Below are 18,850 nucleotides of genomic sequence, written 5' to 3'. Positions count from 1 at the left end.
AATGAGAGTTACATACCCATCAATTGATAAATTATTGGCACAAGTTGATTCACGCTATTCTTTATCTGTACTTGCTGCCAAGCGAGCACATGAGTTAGAGGCTGGCGAGCCAGAGGCATTAAAAGAATACAAATCACAAAAGCCAGTTGGTAAAGCCCTTGAAGAGATTGAAGCCGGCAAAGTTACCGTCGATTCAAGTCATCGTGAGGTTAATCAGTAATCGGTTAAATTATATGACCTCCATCCCAATGAGATGGAGGTCATTTTTACTAAAGGTGATTTAATGATTGCGCAAATAATTGTAGATATTGCGGCAAAGCAAACAGACCGCATTTTTGAATATCATGTTCCAGATGAACTAGATGAAGTTGAAATTGGTTCTCGCGTTTTTGTTCCGTTCGGTTCACGCAAGTTGCAGGGCTTTGTTGTAGGGTTAAGTGAAAAAAGTCAATATCAAGGTCAGCTGAAAGATTTACTTTTAGTAGTGGATGAAATGCCGCCGTTAACAAATGAACTAGTGGACTTATCTAAGGCACTAGCAAAGCGAGTATTTTCTTATCGCATTTCAATTTTAAAAACCATGCTTCCGCGAGTGATGCGGGCAAATTACCGTAAAGTATTAACACCGGTTTCTGATCAAGCAAAGGCGTTACCCTTTTTTCAAGGTGATCCGATTGATTTAACTAAAGTTACTGATAATCGTGAAATTGCGTATATCCGTAAACTTCTTCGCAATGATGAGGCCAAGGTTGAATACATCGTTGAAAATCGTGCAAAAGTAAAAACGGAAAACGTTTATTCGCTACCGTTAGCGCAAAAAGATTATCTTGCTTTTTATGAAGAACTCAGAAGTAACGCGGTTAAACAAAAACAGCTGCTTACGTTTGTGATTCAGCATTATGATGAGTTTCCGTTGAAACAAACTTTGATAGAAAAACAGGCTGAAATTAACACGGCGACTCTTACTAGTGCTGTGAACAAAGGATGGTTACGTAAAGATCAGGCAGAAATATACCGTGATCCCCTAGCTGGTTTTGCAACACCTACTAAAAACCATCATCAAGTTGTATTAAATGATAAACAAACAGCTGCTTTAGCTCAAATTACCCCTGCCATTGAAAACAAAAAAGCACAAACCTTTTTGTTGGAAGGAATTACTGGCAGTGGGAAAACCGAAGTCTATCTTAATGCGATTAGTAAAACCCTTGCTCTCGGTAAAAATGCCTTGATGCTGGTACCGGAAATTTCATTAACTCCCCAAATGGTTGAACAAGTTAAAGATCGTTTTGGAGATCAAATTGCCGTCTTGCATAGTGGGTTATCAGAAGGTGAATTGTACGATGAGTGGCGCCGAATTCGCCGCGGAGAAGTTCGCGTAGTTGTTGGCGCACGCAGTGCCGTTTTTGCACCATTAACGAATATCGGGTTAATTGTAATTGATGAAGAACATGAATCTTCTTATAAGCAGGAGGATAATCCGCGCTATCATGCCCGTGATGTTGCAATTTGGCGTAGCAAGTATAATTCCTGTCCGTTAGTGTTAGGAAGTGCAACGCCTTCTCTTTCGAGTCGTGCGCGAGCACAAAAGGATGTTTATCAGTTATTATTATTACCGCAGCGGGCAAATAATAAAAAACTGCCTGAAGTTCATTTAGTAGATCTTAAGCAAGCTGATTTTGCAGGAAATCAGCTAGATTTGTCTGTCCAATTAGTGAAAGCAATTGAGGATAGATTAGCTAGGCATGAGCAAATAATTTTAATGCTTAATCGCCGCGGTTTTGCTAATTTTATGCTCTGCCGCGAATGTGGTTATGTTATGAAGTGTCCCAACTGTGACCTCTCGTTAACGATGCACAAGGATACGCACCAAATGCAGTGTCATTATTGTGGCTACTCGACTTCAATTCCGCGTGAGTGTCCTAATTGTAAAAGTAGCAGAATTCGGTTTCTTGGGACAGGTACACAAAAGGTGCTGGAAGAATTGAATGAACTTCTGCCCAAAGCCAAAGTATTGCGAATGGATGTGGATACCACAAGACGTAAGGGTGCTTATAAAAAAATTTTGGATGCGTTTGGTAATCATGAAGCAGATATATTGCTGGGAACGCAAATGATCGCAAAAGGGCTTGATTTTCCAAATGTTACCTTAGTAGGCGTGGTAAATGCGGACACAGGATTATGGGTCCCAGATTATAACGCTTCTGAGCGCACTTTTGAATTGCTCACACAAGTTGCTGGACGTGCTGGACGTGCTGAAAAAACGGGCGAAGTCATTATTCAAACTTTTAATCCAGATCACTATGCTATTAAACTAGCTAAAAAACAGGATTATGAGCATTTTTATGCGTATGAAATGCGGGTTAGGCATGCTGGAAACTATCCCCCGTATTTTTACACGGTTTTGATTTCAGTCGCATCTAAAAATGAACAAAATGCTGCGCGCGAAGCCTTTAGGATAAAAAAGCAACTTCAGAGTCATCTGCATTCGGAAACAATCATTTTAGGTCCAACGCCAAGTGCAATTTCTCGTCTAAAAAACCAATATTACTATCAAATACTGGTAAAATATAAAAAAGAGGACAATTTGAACAATTTGTTGCACCAAATTCAAGATTCTGCACAAAAAGTTAAAAAATATGGTTTAAATATCTATATCGATAATGAACCTGAACGCATAATGTAAAGGGGAAATTTATAAATGACATCAGTAATTTTTATGGGGACACCTGAATTTTCAGTTCCAATCTTAAAGGGATTAGTTGCAAATGACTATGAAATTAAGGGCGTTGTTACTCAACCTGATAAAAAGGTTGGTCGCAAGCAAACACTGACCAAGACGCCAGTAAAAGTTGCCGCTGAAAGTTTGGGACTACCAATTTTCCAACCAGTAAAGCTTTCCCGCTCACCTGAAGTGGAAGAACTAATTCAAATGCACGCTGATTTGATTGTTACTGCTGCTTACGGTCAATTTTTACCTACCAAGTTTTTAAATTCGGTTAAAATTGCGGCTGTTAATGTTCACGGGTCGCTTTTACCAAAATACCGTGGTGGAGCACCAATTCAGTACTCATTAATAAACGGTGATACCGAAACCGGAATAACTATCATGGAAATGGTAAAAGAGATGGATGCTGGTGACATTTATGCCCAAGAAGCCATCAAAATTGCGGATAATGACACAACTGGCAGTATTTTTGCTAAGTTGTCGATTGTTGGTCGTGATTTATTACTGCAAACTTTGCCGCAGATAATTGCTGATCCGTCTAAAAAAACGCCACAAGATGCAAGTAAAGTGGTTTTTTCACCTAATATTAGTAAAGCCCAGGAAGAAATCAAACTCACTATGACCGCAACGCAGGCTAATAACCTGATTCGTGGTCTTAATCCTGATCCAGGTGCTTACATACTTGTTGATGGTAAACGACTAAAAGTCTGGCAGGCTGCTGTTAGTTCTACCACAACTGATTTACCGGTGGGCTCCTTGGTTGCAAACAATAATTGTTTTGCGATTAGTATGGCTAAGAAAACAGTTTTGGAACTTAAAGAGATTCAGCCAGCAGGCAAGAAGAGAATGGATGTCAAAAGCTTTTTAAACGGGCAAGGTGGTAAATTTAAAGTAGGAGATCAAATTGCTAAATAAAAGTGCGCGCGCAGTTGCATTAGAAACTTTAATTCGTATTTTGTGTGATGGTTCGTACTCCAATATCAGTTTAAATAATAGTTTGCGATCAGCGAATCTATCACAAGCTGATCGTAATTTTGCCACAAGACTAGTTTATGGTACGGTTCAATATAAAATCTTTTTGGATTATCAATTACAGGATTTAATTAAAACTAAACTTAAGGAAGAGTATCTGAAGCCGTTACTTTTAATGTCGGGTTATCAGCTCATTTTTATGGATAAAGTTCCTGATCGTGCCGTTTTAAACGAGGCGAATTTGCTAGCAAAGAAATTTGGCAAAAAAAATTCGACTGGATACAAAATCATTAACGGTATCTTGCGTTCGTTAATTCGCAGAGGGACTGTTTTACCTGAAAAAAATAATTTAGTCCATTATTTAAGTGTAAAAGAGAGCACGCCTAAATGGTTAGTAGAATATCTGATTAGTCACTGGGGTGAAAAGCGCGCTGGCAGTATTTTAGCCAGTATTAATGAAACCGCGAAGAATACAGTGCGCATTTCTAGTTTAGCTAATCCTGATGAGGTATTTTCTAAATTAACAGAACTTGATTTTGCACCACAAAGATCACAATTGTCTGATGATGTCTTTGTTCTTAGTCGAGGTGGTATCGTAAATTCTACTTTGTTCAAGAAAGGCGAATTGACAGTTCAAGATGAAGCTGCTAGTTTGGCTGTAAGTGCATTTGACTTTATTGGTGATGAGAATGTTCTTGATGCATGTAGTGCACCGGGTGGTAAAACCGTTCAAATAGCTGAAAAAATACCTACTGGTCAAGTAATCGCCTTGGATATTCATGAAAATAAGCTTCGCTTAGTTCGTCAAAACGCGACACGAATGAATGTAATTGATCGCGTAAAAACGATGGCTATGGATGCTCGTAAAGCAGATGAATCTTTTGACCAACAACAATTTGATAAAATTTTAGTTGATGCGCCATGTTCCGGCTTAGGCTTGTTAAGACGAAAACCGGAAATTAGGTATAATAAACATCCAGCTGATTTAAAACAATTACAGCAAATTCAGTTGAATATTCTTGACCACGTGTCTAAGCTATTAAATGAAAGTGGTGAATTGGTTTATTCAACTTGTACGATTGCTACTGAAGAAGATGAAGAAGTAGTCGAGAAATTTTTAGAGCAGCATTCTAAATATCGGTTACAGTCTTTTAAAGCAGGTAATCTTGAAGCTCCAAATGGGATGCTTAAAATTTTACCTGATAGTTATAATAGTGACGGCTTTTTCATTGCCAAGTTTGTGATGCGAGGTTAAAGTTTTGATAAAAACAGCATTTGCTTCCAGTATTGGTCGGATACGGAAAAGTAATCAAGATTTTGTTCAAGTTTTTGAAAATAAAAGTAATGTAACAATGGCGATTGTCTGTGATGGCATGGGTGGCCACCAAGGTGGGGATGTTGCCTCAACGATGGCTGTCAGTCATCTCGGACATAGTTTTAGCATGACTGATTTTAACGATTGTGTTAGTGCGCATAAATGGCTGGATGTGCAATTGAGCTCTGAAAATGAAACAATCTTGCGCACCGCTGATCGCTTTCCTGATCTAAATGGAATGGGGACAACAATTGTTTTAGCAATTGTATTCGATCACCAAGCCCTGATTGCTCATTTAGGTGACTCAAGGGCTTATGGCTATTCTGATGGTCAATTTACACAATTAGTAGAAGATCACTCACTAGTTAATGAATTAGTGAAAATGGGTCAGATTACCAAGCAACAAGCAAAAAATCACCCACAAAAAAATATCATTACGCAATCACTAGGTGTTTCCAGTACGGTTGACCCTGAGTTTTGTCAAATCGATTTAAAGGATAATGACCTGATATTATTGTGTACTGATGGTTTGACCAATTCCTTAAGCGATCCGCAAATTCAACAAATTTTGGCTACTAAGGGCTTATCGCTTAAAGACCGTTGTCATAAATTAATTAATGAGGCTAATCGTTTAGGTGGTGGAGACAATATCACAGTTTGCCTAGTGCTAAATGAAGGCGGTGATGACTAGTGATCAATAAAGGATATTTATTAGGTGACCGTTATCGCATCCTTGATACGCTGGGTGAAGGTGGAATGGCTAATGTTTATTTAGCAGAAGACATCATTTTGCAGCGCAAAGTAGCAGTTAAAATCTTAAGGTTGGATTTGCAAAAAGAACCGCAGACATTGGCTCGTTTTCAGCGTGAAGCCCTTGCGACTAGTGAACTAAGTCATCCAAATATTGTCATGGTTCTCGATGTCGGTACTGATCAGGGATTACCTTATATGGTAATGGAATACGTTGATGGCCCGGACTTAAAGGACTATATATTACAAAATTCGCCCCTAGATTTGCATGATGTTATCCGAATTATGGATCAAATTTTAAGTGCGATGGCATTGGCTCATAAGCATAATGTGATTCACCGTGACTTAAAGCCGCAAAATATCCTCATGGATAAAAGGGGAAATATTAAAATAGCGGATTTTGGGATTGCTGTAGCCCTGAATCAAAATTCAATTACCCAAACTAATTCTGCTCTTGGTTCTGTTCATTATATGTCGCCCGAGCAGACTCGTGGCGGCTTAATTACTAAGCAGTCTGATATTTATTCTTTAGGTATTATTCTTTACGAATTAATAACCGGTTCGGTTCCATTCAACGGGGATTCGGCAGTCGCGATTGCACTTAAGCATGCCCAGGAGCCAATTCCTTCTATTAAGGAAAAAGATGCAAATGTGCCTCAGGCACTTGAAAACGTTGTGCTAAAAGCAACAGCCAAAGACCCGCGTGACCGGTATGCTTCTGCTAGGGAAATGCAATCAGACCTTGATACTAGTTTAGATCCAGCCCGCGCAGATGAACCCGTTTTTGAACCGACTCATGGTGTCAATGACGATGAAACTATTATTTTGCCTAATTTCAATGCTAAGTCTAAGCCAAAGTCAACTGAGCAAAAGGTTGAAGATGAGATTGAGCAAAATGAAGAAAAAGAATTACCTAAAAAGACAAACTTCTTTCAAGCATTGCGCAATCACAAATGGTGGTGGCTATTTGTTGGCTTGGCAGCAATTTTAGTAGTCGTCTTAATGTTTTTTGTTGTTACTAATAATAGTCGCAATGATATTAGAATTCCAGATGTGACTAATTTATCGGAAGACCGTGCCCGGCAACAAATTGAAAATGTCGGTCTCAAAGTGGGACAAATTAAGCACCGAAATTCTAACAGTATCAAACGCGGGAAAGTTATTCGAACTTCTCCAAGCGCAGGAAAAAGTTTGAAGAAAGGTCGCTTCGTTGATATTTATGTGTCAGACGGGGCGGGAATGGTCCGTGTACCTGATGTAACCGGAGAGGCATATGAAAGAGCCGTCTATAAGTTAGAAAAAATGGGCTTTGACGTTATTCGCGAAAATCAATTCTCTGATAATGTTCCCGTCAACCACGTAATTTCGCAAAGTATTGCGGCAGATGTTGAAGTAAAACCGGCAAGGACAACAATTACGTTAGTTGTCTCTAAAGGTAGAGATGACAATGATCGGCGCAAGAGTGTAAAATTACCTAACTTTAAAAATTATTCTCTTAAGGCCGTCCAAGAATTCGCTCATAAACATGAATTGATTTTGCAAGTAACACCAACGTATTCTAAACGGGTGAAAAAGGGGAATATCATTTCGATGAGTCCATCTGCTGGCACAGAGGTTCCTAGAGGAAGTACGATTGTTGTGAGTGTTTCGGAAGGGCCTAAGGCTGAAAGAGACTCTACGGTTATTAAGACGTTTACGATTACCTATGAAGACGATGATGACGATGACTCATCAAACAAGCGCGGCAATCACGTTCAGATTTATATTGCGGATGATAATCATTCGATTGATAATATTTATCGTGATTTATACATTAAGCGGGATGTTAATTTCTCAATTCCATTTTTGCTGAAGAACCATTCTGGTGAATTACGAGTTGTTCGCGATGGACAAACCATCCTGAATGAAAAGGTGACTAAATGACAAAGCAGACTGAAGGAATAATTATTGGCTTAATTGCCGGTTTTTATGATGTTCAAACTAAGGATCAAGTTGTGCGGACACGAGCACGCGGACTTTTTCGGAAAACCAAAATGAAGCCTGTCGTGGGTGATCGCGTTAAAATTCAAATAGATGAGGAGGGAATAAGTTACTTAGTCGAAGTTTTACCACGAACGAATCTGATCGGTCGTCCGGCTCTTGCCAATGTTGATCACGTTTTATTGGTAATGTCGGCAGTTGAGCCTGATTTTTCCTTGCAGCTGCTTGATCGCTATTTAACCTTTTTCTCTTGGCAAAAAGTGGCAGTTAGTATTTATCTTTCAAAAAGTGACCTGATCGATGCAAACAGGTTTACTGAGATTAGTAAAAGTTTAGCTTACTATGTCAAAATCGGTTACCCTGTTTACTACAAATGGGAAGATTTGGCTGCTAAGTTACCCTTAGCCATTACTTCTGCGCAAATCTGGACACTGGCTGGACAATCAGGTGCCGGGAAATCCACCCTAATTAATCACCTGAAAAAAGACCTTAAACAGAAAACAGGAGCAATTTCTACTAGCTTGAATCGGGGCAAGCATACGACTAGAACTGTCCAGCTGTTTAAATTGGGTGAGGGCTTTTTGGCTGATACTCCGGGATTTTCCGCGCTTGATTTTACGCCGATTAAAATTAATGAATTATGCAACTATTTTGTTGAATTTAAAAATGCAAGTGCTAAATGCAAGTTTAGGGGCTGTCAGCATTTAAAAGAGCCTAAATGTGAAGTGAAAAAATTAGTAGAAGAAAAACAATTTTTGCAAAGTCGTTATAATGATTACCTATTAATGCGGTCAGAAATTGAAAATGGTCGCATTCCTGAGTATTTGAAGTAAGGAGAATAATTTTGATTGCACCTTCGATTTTAAACATTAATAATTTAGATTTGATTAAAGACATCCAAGTTGCTGCAGATGCAGGAATAACTCGCTTTCACATTGATATCATGGATGGCCATTTTGTTCCTAATTTGTCATTTGGACCTCAGGTAGTTAGCGACTTTAAGAAAGCTTTCCCTGATCTGGAAGCAGAAGTCCATCTGATGAGTGATAATCCAGATGATCTTGTTCCAGCATTTATTAAGGCAGGAGCTGATCTTATTCTGCTTCACTATGAAGCAATTAATGAAGAAGATTTAAGCAAATGGATTGCATTTTTGCATGCAAGTAAAGTTAAAGTGGGGCTGGTCTTAAATCCTGATACTCCGGTTTCTGTCTTGGCTAAATATAGTGCTTTAATTGATCAAGTTCTGATTATGACCGTATATCCGGGCTTTGGCGGACAAAAGTTTATTTCCGAATCATGTCCTAAGATTGAAGAAGCTAAGAAAATTATTGGCGATAATGTTCCAATCGAAGTAGACGGTGGAATTAATGATGAAACGGCACAGCTAACTAAAGAGGCTGGTGCGGAGATTTTTGTTGCCGGTTCATATCTTTTCTGTCAAGACAGCATACCCCAACAAATTACTAAATTAAGACAGAGTATTGATGGATGATGAAAGCAATAGCGTTATTGGGTGCGCCGAAGGATCAATGGCCAACTGATTTGACGGCACAATTAAAACAAGCTAAGCAAAATGGTGAGTTTTTGATTGGCGTTGATCGGGGCAGCATCTTGTTGCGAGAATTGGGCTTAATGCCAGATTTAGCAGTTGGAGATTTTGATTCTTTAAAGCCGCAGGAACTTTCGCGAATAGAACAAACAGTGTCAGATATCCGCTATTCTGTACCTGAAAAGGATCTGACTGATACTGAATTAATGATTAGATATGCCTTTGAAGATTACGGGGTAGAGTTTTTAACCCTCTTTGGATCGACTGGTGGCCGTCTTGATCATTTTATGAATAACTTACTGATGGTATTAAAGCCAGAATTTAGTACTTATACGGAAAAAATAGCAATCGTCGATCAGCAAAATGAAATTCAATTTTATCGACCCGGAACCTATACTGTAAAAAAATTACCCGGCTATAAGTATTTTGGTGTTATTAACTTATCGCCTGTTCAAAATTTAAATATCGGTGGGGCAAAGTATCATTTAACTGGTTATCACAGTCTCATACCCGTTTCTTTTGGCTCAAACGAGTTTTTACCGGCAAGTGAGACATTTGATCTGGCTTGTGATCAAGGTGTTTTAGCTGTTATTCAGTCAAAAGACCTTGATCGCTACCAAAATATTTAGCAAAAAACCATTTTTCAATTTAATGAGCATTTGTTATCAGCTCAATAAAAAGAAAAATGGTTTTTTATGTTTAATTTATAAAATAAAAAACTGACAGATAAATCTGCCAGTTTTTATCGTTATTACGCACGAGTTACTTTACCAGACTTCAAAGTCTTAGTTGAAACCCATACACGCTTTGGTTTACCATCAACAAGAATACGAACTTTTTGAAGGTTTGGCTTCCAGGTACGACGTGATGAATTCAAAGAATGTGAACGCGTGTTGCCGAAAGTGGTCTTTTTACCAGTTATATAATCTTTTGCCATTTGCTAAACCTCCTTTATTTGTGTTTTCATACTAAACTAAGATAGCATATCCTTAGGATCTTTGCAACCGTAAAAGTATTTTTTATAAATGGAATTTTGCATTAATACTTGATTACTATGATAAAATAGATTCATAATATTGAGAACAATGATACGGAGGATAAACATGGCTGTTAAAATCAAAACAAAAGATGGCTTGATTGACATTTCTAATGGAGTAATTGCAATTGTCGTTGGTAGTGCAGCTACATCCAATTATGGCGTTGTCGGGATGGCATCAAAGAATGCTATTCGAGACGGTTTTGATGGAATTCTAAATCGAGCAAATTATAAACGTGGTGTTGTTGTTAAGTCAGAAGATAATAAAATTACGGTTGATGTTTATATAATTGTTGGTTACGGACTAAAAATTTCAGAAGTTAGCCGTAACGTACAAACCAGCGTCAAGTTCAATTTGAAGAATCAACTTGGAATTGATACGAAAGCTGTTAATGTCATCGTTCAAAGTGTTAAAGTGCTTGATGAATAACTCAAGCGGAGGGTAAGAATATTGGTTTTAAAGGAAATAGATAGTAAAAAGTTTAGAGATATGGTTCGTGTGGCCACGCATCGACTTGGACGTAACGCAGAGTTTATTAACTCCTTGAACGTTTTCCCAGTTCCGGATGGAGACACTGGTACTAATATGAATTTGACTATTGAAAGCGGCGCGAAAGCTGTTAGTGAAAATACTAGTACAAGTGTTGGCGACTTAACTGAAAGTCTTGCCAAGGGAATGTTAATGGGTGCTCGCGGCAACAGTGGGGTCATTTCTTCACAACTCTTTAGGGGTTTTTATAAAGCTACCCAAGGCATGAAAACTTTAAATGCTCAAGAGCTTGCAAATGCTTTTTCAAATGGTGTTGCAACTGCATACAAGGCTGTTATGAAACCTGTTGAAGGGACTATTCTAACTGTTGCCCGGGTTGCTGCCCAAGAAGGTGCTAATAAGGCCAATGAAAACGACGATGTTGAAGAAGTAATGAAGGCAATTGTAGAGGGGGCAAAAGCTGCTCTTAAGACGACCCCTGATTTATTACCAGTCTTAAAACAAGTTGGGGTGGTTGATTCAGGTGGTCAAGGCTTGCTCTTCATTTATGAAGGTTTCTTAGAAGGTTTATTAGGAGAAAACTTTGCTGATCGTTATCAGCCTGATGAAGGTGAAATGGATGAAATGATTAATGCCATGCACCACCAATCAGTTCAATCCCAACTATCTACTCAAGATATAGCTAATGGTTATTGTACGGAAATCATGGTTGACTTGACTGCTGATGTTCCTAATAAAAAACCTTTTGACCTTGAAGAATTTAGAGCACACTTGTCACAAATAGGCGATTCTTTATTGGCCGTTTCCGATGATGAAGTTGCTAAAGTCCATATTCATACTGAGCATCCAGGTGCTGTCTTTGAATATGGCAAGCAATTTGGCCAACTAGGTAAAATTAAGATTGACAATATGCGGATTCAGCACGAGACAATCGTTAATAACAGTGAAGAAGAGCAAGAAAGTGTTGATTTTGCTGTAATTGCTGTTGCTTCAGGTAACGGCATTCGTAAGCTGTTTGAAAGCGAAGGAGTCAATAGAATTATTTCTGGTGGTCAGACGATGAACCCATCTACCCAAGACATTATTGACGCAATTAAAAAGTCTGGTGCTAAGAAGGCGATTGTTTTACCAAATAATGGCAATATCGTGATGGCCGCTAAGCAGGCTGCTGAAGTAAGTGATATACCTGTTGGCATTGTTCCAACTAAAACTATTTCACAAGGTCTGACTGCAATGCTTTCCTTTGATGCTGATGATTCTCTTGACGATAACGTTGAGAGCATGACAGATGCTTTAGAAGATGTTGTTTCTGGTGAAGTGACTAAGGCGAACCGTGATACGACAATTAATGGTGTAGAGATTCATGAAAATGACTATCTCGGCATCATTGACGGTGACATTCAGGTTGCAGAAACGGATTTGATTAATTCAACGATTGATATGGTTGAAAAAATGCTGGATGAAGATTCCGAAATCATAACAATTATGTTTGGTCGGGATTCTAACAAAGAAGAAGCTAACCAAGTTGCAGAGGCACTTAAGAACAAGCATGACGATCTTGAATTTGAAATTCATAATGGTGGTCAACCTGTCTACAATTTCTTGATTTCTGTTGAATAAAAATGAATACAAAGAAGTTGTTTGCTCCTGTCACTGACTTAAAAGGTGTCGGGACAAAAACTGCGGCTGCACTTGGAAGTTTAGGCATTTACAGCATATATGATTTGTTGTTTTATTTTCCTTTTCGCTACGATGAACTGCAGACGATACCTCTTGATCAGATCATGGATGGTCAAAAGGTAATGCTGAAGGGAATAGTAGCAACTGAGGCTTTTGTCAGTCGTTTTGGTTATAAAAAAAGCAGACTTAGTTTTAAAATAAGAATTGACCATGATGTTGTCATGGTCAATTTTTTTAATCAACCTTGGTTAAAGGACAAAATTACAATTGGCAAAGAAGTGGCTGTTTATGGCAAGTATAATGCTTCTAGACAAAGCTTATCTGGCTTTAAATTTGTCGCTAGTAAAGAAAATGATAGTGGAATGGCGCCAATTTATTCGATTAACCGCAATATCCGGCAAAAAAAGCTTGTTGAGTTAATAAATTTAGCTATTGAAGATTTTTTACCTGAAGTTGAGGATATCGTTCCGGAATCATTGAGAAATAAATACAGATTGCTTTCTGAACGACAGATTATCGTTCAGATGCACCATCCTAAGAATGCACGAGAAGCGCAGCTAGCAAAAAGAAGTGCAATTTTTCGTGAATTCTTTATTTTCCAAACAGAATTGGCCCAATTAACTAGTCAAAATAAGCACAATCGTGGCATTGCCAAAAAATATGATTTAACTGAAATAGCCCGGCTGACTAAAGAACTGCCATTTGAATTATCTGCTGACCAGAAACAGGTAATCAATGAAATATTTGCTGATATTCATTCAACTAGACAGATGAACCGTCTTTTACAGGGGGATGTTGGTTCGGGAAAGACAATTGTTGCTATTTATGTCATCTATGCTGCAATTACTGCAGGCTTTCAAGCGGCCCTGATGGTGCCAACGGAAATTTTAGCCACTCAGCATTTTAAAAAAATTGATGAGCTACTCCGACCATTTGGAGTTAGGTGTGCACTATTAACTGGGACTACCAAAACTTTAGAACGACGGGAAATTTATCGCGAATTAACAGATGGTACAATTAATGTTGTAGTTGGAACTCACGCTTTAATTCAAGCAAAAGTGATTTTTAAAAACTTGGGGGTTGTCATTATTGATGAGCAGCACCGTTTTGGTGTCAGTCAAAGGCAAACTTTAATAAATAAAGGTAATGTGCCTGATGTTTTGGCAATGACCGCGACACCGATTCCGCGGACATTAGCCCTAACTGTCTACGGCGATACCACTGTTTCTGAAATACGTCATTTGCCTGCTGGTCGTAAGCAAATAAAGTCTTCTTGGAAAACTAGTGGCCAAATGAAGGAAGTCTATCAATTGATGCGCAAGCAATTGGCGCAGGGCTTCCAGATTTACGCAGTTACACCGTTAATTACCGAATCTGAGGCATTGGATTTAAAAAATGCAGAAGAGCTTTTTGAAAAATTAAGTCACGATTTTCCTGACCAAAAAGTAGTACTTCTTCATGGTCAAATGCCTGGCAACAAAAAAGAGGACATTATGGCTGCCTTTGGGGCAGGTCAAATAGATATCTTAGTGACAACCAGCGTAATTGAAGTAGGGGTTGACGTGGTAAATGCCAATATGATGGTGATCTATAATGCTGATCGCTTTGGCATTAGTCAATTGCACCAACTTCGAGGTCGAATCGGTCGAGGCAGCACACAAAGTTATTGTATTTTTCTGGCTGATCCTAAAACGGAGGCAGGAAAGTCACGCATGAAAATCATCGCTTCGACAACGGACGGTTTTAAGCTTGCCGAGGAGGATTTGAAGATGCGTGGTGAAGGAGATTTGTTTGGAAAAGCACAGTCTGGTCTGCCGGAATTCCAGGTCGGCAACGTAGTGAATAATTATGAAACTTTGGTGGTTGCGCAAAGAGAAGCACAGGAATTAATCAAAAAAGATCCAAATTTAACAAATTCTACGCATAAAAATTTACAACAAGTGCTAGAATATAAACAATTACAGCAAGAACGTACTTAGAAAAGATTGTGGTGACAAATGAGAACAATTGCAGTTGATGCAATGGGTGGCGAGAATGCCCCCAAAGCTATTGTCCAAGCCGTTTTGCAAGCAAAGGCTGAATTAACCGACACTAAATTTATTTTATTTGGTGATCAGAAAAAAATCAGAAAACTGGTTGGCTCTGATCAAGATCGGATTGAAATTGTAGCAACATCCGAAATCATTAATGATGAGGATGAACCAGTAAAAGCAATAAGGACTAAAAAAGATTCGTCTTTAGTCGTTGCTGCACAATTTGTGAAGCAAGGCAAAGCAGATGCTTTGTTGTCTTTAGGAAATACGGGTTCAATTCTTGCTTGTGGTATTTTCATTATTGGACGAATTAAAGGTATAGCACGACCAGGGTTTATGCCTACGTTACCGGTTAAAAATTCGGATGATGGCTTTAATATGATTGATGTTGGTGCTAATGCTAAAAGCAAACCTGAATACCTTTTAACCTGGGCTAAAATGGCATCGTATTACGCTGAAAAAGTACGGGGCGTCAAAAATCCGCGCGTTGCCCTTCTTAATAATGGTTCAGAAAGCGATAAGGGAGACGATTTGCATCAATCTGCTTATCAATTGCTACTCAATAGTGACCTTAACTTTGTTGGTAACATTGAAGGCAATGAACTTTTGGAAGGCAAAGCCGATGTAGTTGCAACTGATGGCTTTACTGGAAATGCAGTTTTAAAAAATATTGAAGGCACATCTTCTGTTTTAATCCATTTATTAAAAGATAAGTTGCTAAATAGTGGTTTTATGGTTAAAATTGGAGCTTTATTAATTAAAAAGGCATTGAAGGGATTGGTTTCTAAGTTTGACGTTGATAAATACGGCGGGGCAGTTTTACTTGGAGTTGATGCTCCAGTAGTTAAGACGCATGGCCGTTCAGATCAACGAGCAGTTTACTTTACGATTAAGCAAATTGATAAAATACTAAAAGAAAATATTATCGGAGAATTTAGAAGCGAATTTGCGGTTAAAAACTAACGGAATTAACTAATAGTATCAGGGAGAAGAAATGATGACCGAAGAAGAAATTTTTACCAAGATTAGAGATATTTTGGCAGACAATTTTGAAGTTGATAAAGATAAAATTACAAAGGAAACCAATTTTACCAATGATTTGGATGCAGATTCAATTGATCTTGTTGAATTCATCTTGCAGCTTGAAGATGAATTTGGCTCAGAAATTTCAGATGAAGATGCTGAGAAAATAAAAACAGTGGGAGACGCGGTTAATTATATTGCAGCTCACCAAAAATAATTTCTAAAATATTGATTTGGCATTTGCATGTAGCCGATTTGATGTATATAATTAGAAATTAAATAAATTTATTAAGTATCTTTAATAAATCTGTTGAAAATTTGAGAGGGGAATGGCCTTTGGAAAAACAAAGTGATCTCTTGCTAGATATCCAGCATTTGCATACTGCTTACCGATTACAAGGAAAATTTTATGATGCTGCCGATGATATTAATATAACTCTGAAGCGTGATGAAATTTTATCAGTCGTAGGTGAATCTGGCTGTGGTAAGAGTACAATAGCTGCAAGTATAATTGGTCTGTATGACCATAAAAATACAAAAGTAACTGGTGATATTTTATATAATGAATTGAATCTCGTAGGTTTAAATGAAACCTTGTTTGATAAGATTCGTGGTAATAAGATCGGAATGATCTTCCAAGATCCTCTTGCAAGTTTAAACCCATTAATGCGGGTTGGTGATCAAGTTGCCGAAACGCTTTATTATCATACGGATATGAATGAAAAAGAGCGTCATGCTCGGGTAATTGAACTTTTTAATCAAGTTGGTATGCCTAAGCCTGAAGAAACATATTCTATGTATCCATTTGAGCTTTCAGGTGGTTTGCGTCAACGGATCGTTATTGCGATGGCAATTGCATGTAAGCCAGAAATTATTATTGCTGATGAACCAACTACTGCTTTGGATGTTACTATTCAGGCCCAAATTTTGGACTTGCTAGAAGATATTCAACGTCAGTCACATTCTGGTATTATTTTAATTACTCATGATTTGGGTGTTGTTGCTGAAACTGCTGACCAAGTTGCTGTTATGTATGCTGGTCAAGTAGTGGAAAAAGCCGATGTTAAGACTATCTTTGAGCATCCACTTCACCCTTATACTCGCTCACTTTTGAATTCAATGCCCCAGTCTGAAGATGAGGATGAGGATTTACACGTTATTCAGGGAACTGTTCCTTCGCTGCAAAATATGCCGCGTGAAGGTGATCGTTTTGCGACTAGAATCCCATGGATTCCAGCAAGTGCGCACGAAAAAAATCCAGTCATGCACGAAGTTGAACCAGGACACTGGGTAAGATGTTCGTGTTGGAAGACGTTCCACTTTCAAGATGCTGAAGCAAGTGGGGAGTAATTATGGCTAAAGAAATTATTCAAGTTAAAAATTTAAAGGTGCATTACCCAATTAGATCAGGCTTTTGGAACAGAATAACAGATTATGTTCGTGCCGTTGATGACGTAAGTATTACCATTAACGAAGGTGAAACTTATGGCTTAATTGGTGAATCAGGATCTGGTAAATCAACGACAGGTAAAGCGATAGTTGGTGTAGAACCTGTAACTAGTGGCCAAATTATCTATAAAGGCGTCGATATTACGAAATCGCGGAATCGACGTAAGCTAGTTTACAACAAAGATGTTCAAATGATTTTTCAAGACTCAATGTCAAGTTTGAATCCTAGAAAACGAATTGAAGACATCATTGCTGAACCAATTCGTAACTTTGAAAATTTGACTACAGATCAAGAACGTGATCGAGTACAAGAATTATTGGATATTGTTGGTATGCCAAGTGACGCTATTTACAAGTACCCACATGAATTTTCAGGTGGTCAAAGACAGAGAATTGGTGTTGCGCGTGCAGTAGCAACAAGACCAAGATTGATTGTGGCAGACGAGCCAACAAGTGCCTTAGATCTATCAGTTCAGGCACAAGTTTTAAATTTTATGAAGCACATTCAACAGCAATATGATATAGCATATTTATTTATTTCTCATGACTTGGGTGTTGTAAAGCACATGTCAGAAAATTTGGCAATTATGCACCGTGGACGACTAGTTGAAATCGGTACCCGTGAAGATATTTATAATCATCCAATTCACATATATACCAAACGTTTACTTTCTGCGATTCCGGTTGTAGATGTTGAGCACCGTGAAGAACACAAGAGGCATCGTGAAGAAGTTGAACAAGAATTTCAGAATGATCAAAGTAAATGGTATGATAAAGACGGTCGTGTCTTCCCACTTCAACAAGTGTCCGGAAAACACTGGGTTGCATTACCTAAAGATGAACTTCAGCAAGAAGAATTAAATAAAAAGGGGAGAGACTAATAATGTGGAAAACAGTCTTAAGACGTATATTAATTATGATTCCTCAGTTGATTATCTTGAGTATCTTAGTCTTCTTCTTGGCTAAAATGATGCCGGGTGACCCATTTACGGGTCTAATTAATCCGAATACTGATCCAAAACAAATTGAAGCATTGAAGAGAGCAGCAGGTCTGTATGATCCGGCTCCAGTTCAGTATGGACGTTGGGTTAGCAATTTATTTAAAGGCGACCTTGGAACCAGTTATATTCAACACGTACCAGTTACTTCTCTAATTGCTGATCGTGCTGTAAATACTTTTTGGCTTGCATTGTTAACAACGATTCTCACCTACTGCATTTCCATTCCTTTGGGTGTTACTGCAGGACGTCACCAAGATCAATGGCAGGATCAAGCAGTTCAAATTTTTAACTACGTTACTTTTGCCGTGCCACCATTTGTCTTTTACATTTTAGGAATTTGGTTATTTGGTTTTACGCTAGGATGGTTCCCAATTTCTGGATCTGTTTCACCTAACGCTTCCGGTTTTTGGGGTACTTTAGGCAGTCAGATTTATCATATTATCTTGCCTGCTTGTCTTGTTGCATTGATAACAACGACATCAATTGTTCAGTATCTGAGAACAGGAATCGTTGATAATAAAGTCGAAGATTACGTTCGGACTGCTCACAGTAAGGGTGTTCCCGAAAATGTTGTTTTCAACAAACATATTTTACGTAACTCGCTATTACCAATTGCTTCATCCATAGGTACAGTTATTACTGGTCTTTTAAGTGGTTCAATGGTTGTAGAATCAGTGTTCAGTTACCCAGGAATGGGTAAGTTATTCCTGGATTCAATTGGACAACGTGATTACACCACTTTGACGGCATTGATTTTAATCTTTGGTATCCTTACTTTACTCGGAAATCTTTTGTCAGATATTATTATGAGTATCGTTGATCCAAGAATCAGAATTAAGTAAGG

The 18,850-nt window shown here is 38.3% G+C and carries 18 protein-coding genes; 17 read left to right on the top strand and 1 reads right to left on the bottom strand.

What is annotated here, in order from left to right:
• Position 1: 1 nt before the first annotated feature.
• The 9 genes from rpoZ (at position 2) to J3U73_RS03445 (ending at position 9,923) form a co-directional block, all read left to right on the top strand.
• Positions 2-220, top strand: coding sequence for a DNA-directed RNA polymerase subunit omega (gene rpoZ, locus J3U73_RS03485; protein WP_103751808.1), 219 nt, complete (start codon positions 2-4; stop codon positions 218-220).
• Positions 221-283: 63 nt separating this feature from the next.
• On the top strand, positions 284-2,683 hold the full coding sequence (gene priA, locus J3U73_RS03480) for a primosomal protein N' (protein WP_267409563.1): 2,400 nt from the start codon (positions 284-286) through the stop codon (positions 2,681-2,683).
• A 15-nt stretch (positions 2,684-2,698) separates the two neighbouring features.
• On the top strand, positions 2,699-3,640 hold the full coding sequence (gene fmt / locus J3U73_RS03475) for a methionyl-tRNA formyltransferase (protein WP_267409561.1): 942 nt from the start codon (positions 2,699-2,701) through the stop codon (positions 3,638-3,640).
• Positions 3,630-4,952 (top strand): 16S rRNA (cytosine(967)-C(5))-methyltransferase RsmB, encoded by a 1,323-nt coding sequence (gene rsmB, locus J3U73_RS03470; protein WP_267409559.1) that lies wholly within the window; start codon positions 3,630-3,632, stop codon positions 4,950-4,952. Before fmt ends, rsmB begins: the two co-directional genes overlap by 11 nt.
• A 4-nt stretch (positions 4,953-4,956) precedes the next feature.
• Positions 4,957-5,703 (top strand): Stp1/IreP family PP2C-type Ser/Thr phosphatase, encoded by a 747-nt coding sequence (locus J3U73_RS03465; RefSeq protein WP_220219827.1) that lies wholly within the window; start codon positions 4,957-4,959, stop codon positions 5,701-5,703.
• On the top strand, positions 5,703-7,685 hold the full coding sequence (gene pknB, locus J3U73_RS03460) for a Stk1 family PASTA domain-containing Ser/Thr kinase (RefSeq protein WP_267385439.1): 1,983 nt from the start codon (positions 5,703-5,705) through the stop codon (positions 7,683-7,685). The genes J3U73_RS03465 and pknB overlap by 1 nt, the downstream gene beginning before the upstream one ends.
• A complete protein-coding gene (gene rsgA, locus J3U73_RS03455; protein WP_267409558.1) occupies positions 7,682-8,575 on the top strand; it encodes a ribosome small subunit-dependent GTPase A in 894 nt (297 codons plus the stop codon). Before pknB ends, rsgA begins: the two co-directional genes overlap by 4 nt.
• Positions 8,576-8,583: 8 nt before the next feature.
• Positions 8,584-9,237, top strand: coding sequence for a ribulose-phosphate 3-epimerase (gene rpe / locus J3U73_RS03450; RefSeq protein WP_267409703.1), 654 nt, complete (start codon positions 8,584-8,586; stop codon positions 9,235-9,237).
• Entirely contained in the window at positions 9,234-9,923 is a 690-nt protein-coding gene (locus tag J3U73_RS03445) for a thiamine diphosphokinase (protein WP_323848363.1), read from the top strand. The genes rpe and J3U73_RS03445 overlap by 4 nt, the downstream gene beginning before the upstream one ends.
• A 122-nt stretch (positions 9,924-10,045) precedes the next feature.
• Here J3U73_RS03445 and rpmB read toward each other — a convergent pair whose 3' ends face one another.
• Complete coding sequence (gene rpmB / locus J3U73_RS03440; RefSeq protein WP_046307139.1) at positions 10,046-10,231, bottom strand: 50S ribosomal protein L28; 186 nt, start codon at positions 10,229-10,231, stop codon at positions 10,046-10,048.
• 166 nt (positions 10,232-10,397) lie between these two features.
• Here rpmB and J3U73_RS03435 point away from each other — a divergent pair, with 166 nt between their 5' ends.
• The 8 genes from J3U73_RS03435 (at position 10,398) to opp4B (ending at position 18,848) form a co-directional block, all read left to right on the top strand.
• Complete coding sequence (locus J3U73_RS03435) at positions 10,398-10,760, top strand: Asp23/Gls24 family envelope stress response protein (protein WP_103751800.1); 363 nt, start codon at positions 10,398-10,400, stop codon at positions 10,758-10,760.
• 21 nt (positions 10,761-10,781) lie between these two features.
• Complete coding sequence (locus J3U73_RS03430) at positions 10,782-12,440, top strand: DAK2 domain-containing protein (protein WP_267409557.1); 1,659 nt, start codon at positions 10,782-10,784, stop codon at positions 12,438-12,440.
• A 2-nt stretch (positions 12,441-12,442) separates the two neighbouring features.
• The gene (gene recG / locus J3U73_RS03425; RefSeq protein WP_267409556.1) at positions 12,443-14,479 is read left to right on the top strand and encodes an ATP-dependent DNA helicase RecG; all 2,037 of its coding nucleotides are present in this window, start codon (positions 12,443-12,445) and stop codon (positions 14,477-14,479) included.
• Between the two features lie 18 nt (positions 14,480-14,497).
• Positions 14,498-15,496, top strand: a complete 999-nt coding sequence (plsX, locus tag J3U73_RS03420; protein WP_267409555.1) for a phosphate acyltransferase PlsX — start codon at positions 14,498-14,500, stop codon at positions 15,494-15,496.
• A gap of 34 nt (positions 15,497-15,530) precedes the next feature.
• A complete protein-coding gene (acpP, locus tag J3U73_RS03415; RefSeq protein ID WP_103751796.1) occupies positions 15,531-15,773 on the top strand; it encodes an acyl carrier protein in 243 nt (80 codons plus the stop codon).
• 119 nt (positions 15,774-15,892) lie between these two features.
• Positions 15,893-16,906 carry an ABC transporter ATP-binding protein gene (locus tag J3U73_RS03410; RefSeq protein WP_220268125.1) on the top strand — a complete coding sequence of 338 codons (1,014 nt, stop codon included), beginning with the start codon at positions 15,893-15,895 and terminating at the stop codon, positions 16,904-16,906.
• Between the two features lie 2 nt (positions 16,907-16,908).
• Positions 16,909-17,886, top strand: coding sequence for an ATP-binding cassette domain-containing protein (locus J3U73_RS03405; protein ID WP_220268124.1), 978 nt, complete (start codon positions 16,909-16,911; stop codon positions 17,884-17,886).
• 2 nt (positions 17,887-17,888) lie between these two features.
• On the top strand, positions 17,889-18,848 hold the full coding sequence (opp4B, locus tag J3U73_RS03400) for an oligopeptide ABC transporter permease (protein ID WP_220268123.1): 960 nt from the start codon (positions 17,889-17,891) through the stop codon (positions 18,846-18,848).
• Positions 18,849-18,850: the final 2 nt, after the last annotated feature.

It is taken from the genome of Lactobacillus sp. B4005 (assembly GCF_026536045.1).
GTDB classification, from domain to species: domain Bacteria; phylum Bacillota; class Bacilli; order Lactobacillales; family Lactobacillaceae; genus Lactobacillus; species Lactobacillus panisapium.
This window is presented reverse-complemented; position numbering and strand designations above follow the sequence as displayed.

Bases quoted from the DNA above. Each gene is read 5' to 3' on its own strand.
- rpoZ (WP_103751808.1), top strand. From the start codon at position 2: ATGAGAGTTACATACCCATCAATTGATAAATTATTGGCACAAGTTGAT.
- priA (WP_267409563.1), top strand. From the start codon at position 284: ATGATTGCGCAAATAATTGTAGATATTGCGGCAAAGCAAACAGACCGC.
- fmt (WP_267409561.1), top strand. From the start codon at position 2,699: ATGACATCAGTAATTTTTATGGGGACACCTGAATTTTCAGTTCCAATC.
- rsgA (WP_267409558.1), top strand. From the start codon at position 7,682: ATGACAAAGCAGACTGAAGGAATAATTATTGGCTTAATTGCCGGTTTT.
- J3U73_RS03445 (WP_323848363.1), top strand. From the start codon at position 9,234: ATGATGAAAGCAATAGCGTTATTGGGTGCGCCGAAGGATCAATGGCCA.
- rpmB (WP_046307139.1), bottom strand. From the start codon at position 10,231: ATGGCAAAAGATTATATAACTGGTAAAAAGACCACTTTCGGCAACACG.
- J3U73_RS03435 (WP_103751800.1), top strand. From the start codon at position 10,398: ATGGCTGTTAAAATCAAAACAAAAGATGGCTTGATTGACATTTCTAAT.
- recG (WP_267409556.1), top strand. From the start codon at position 12,443: ATGAATACAAAGAAGTTGTTTGCTCCTGTCACTGACTTAAAAGGTGTC.
- plsX (WP_267409555.1), top strand. From the start codon at position 14,498: ATGAGAACAATTGCAGTTGATGCAATGGGTGGCGAGAATGCCCCCAAA.
- acpP (WP_103751796.1), top strand. From the start codon at position 15,531: ATGACCGAAGAAGAAATTTTTACCAAGATTAGAGATATTTTGGCAGAC.
- J3U73_RS03405 (WP_220268124.1), top strand. From the start codon at position 16,909: ATGGCTAAAGAAATTATTCAAGTTAAAAATTTAAAGGTGCATTACCCA.
- opp4B (WP_220268123.1), top strand. From the start codon at position 17,889: ATGTGGAAAACAGTCTTAAGACGTATATTAATTATGATTCCTCAGTTG.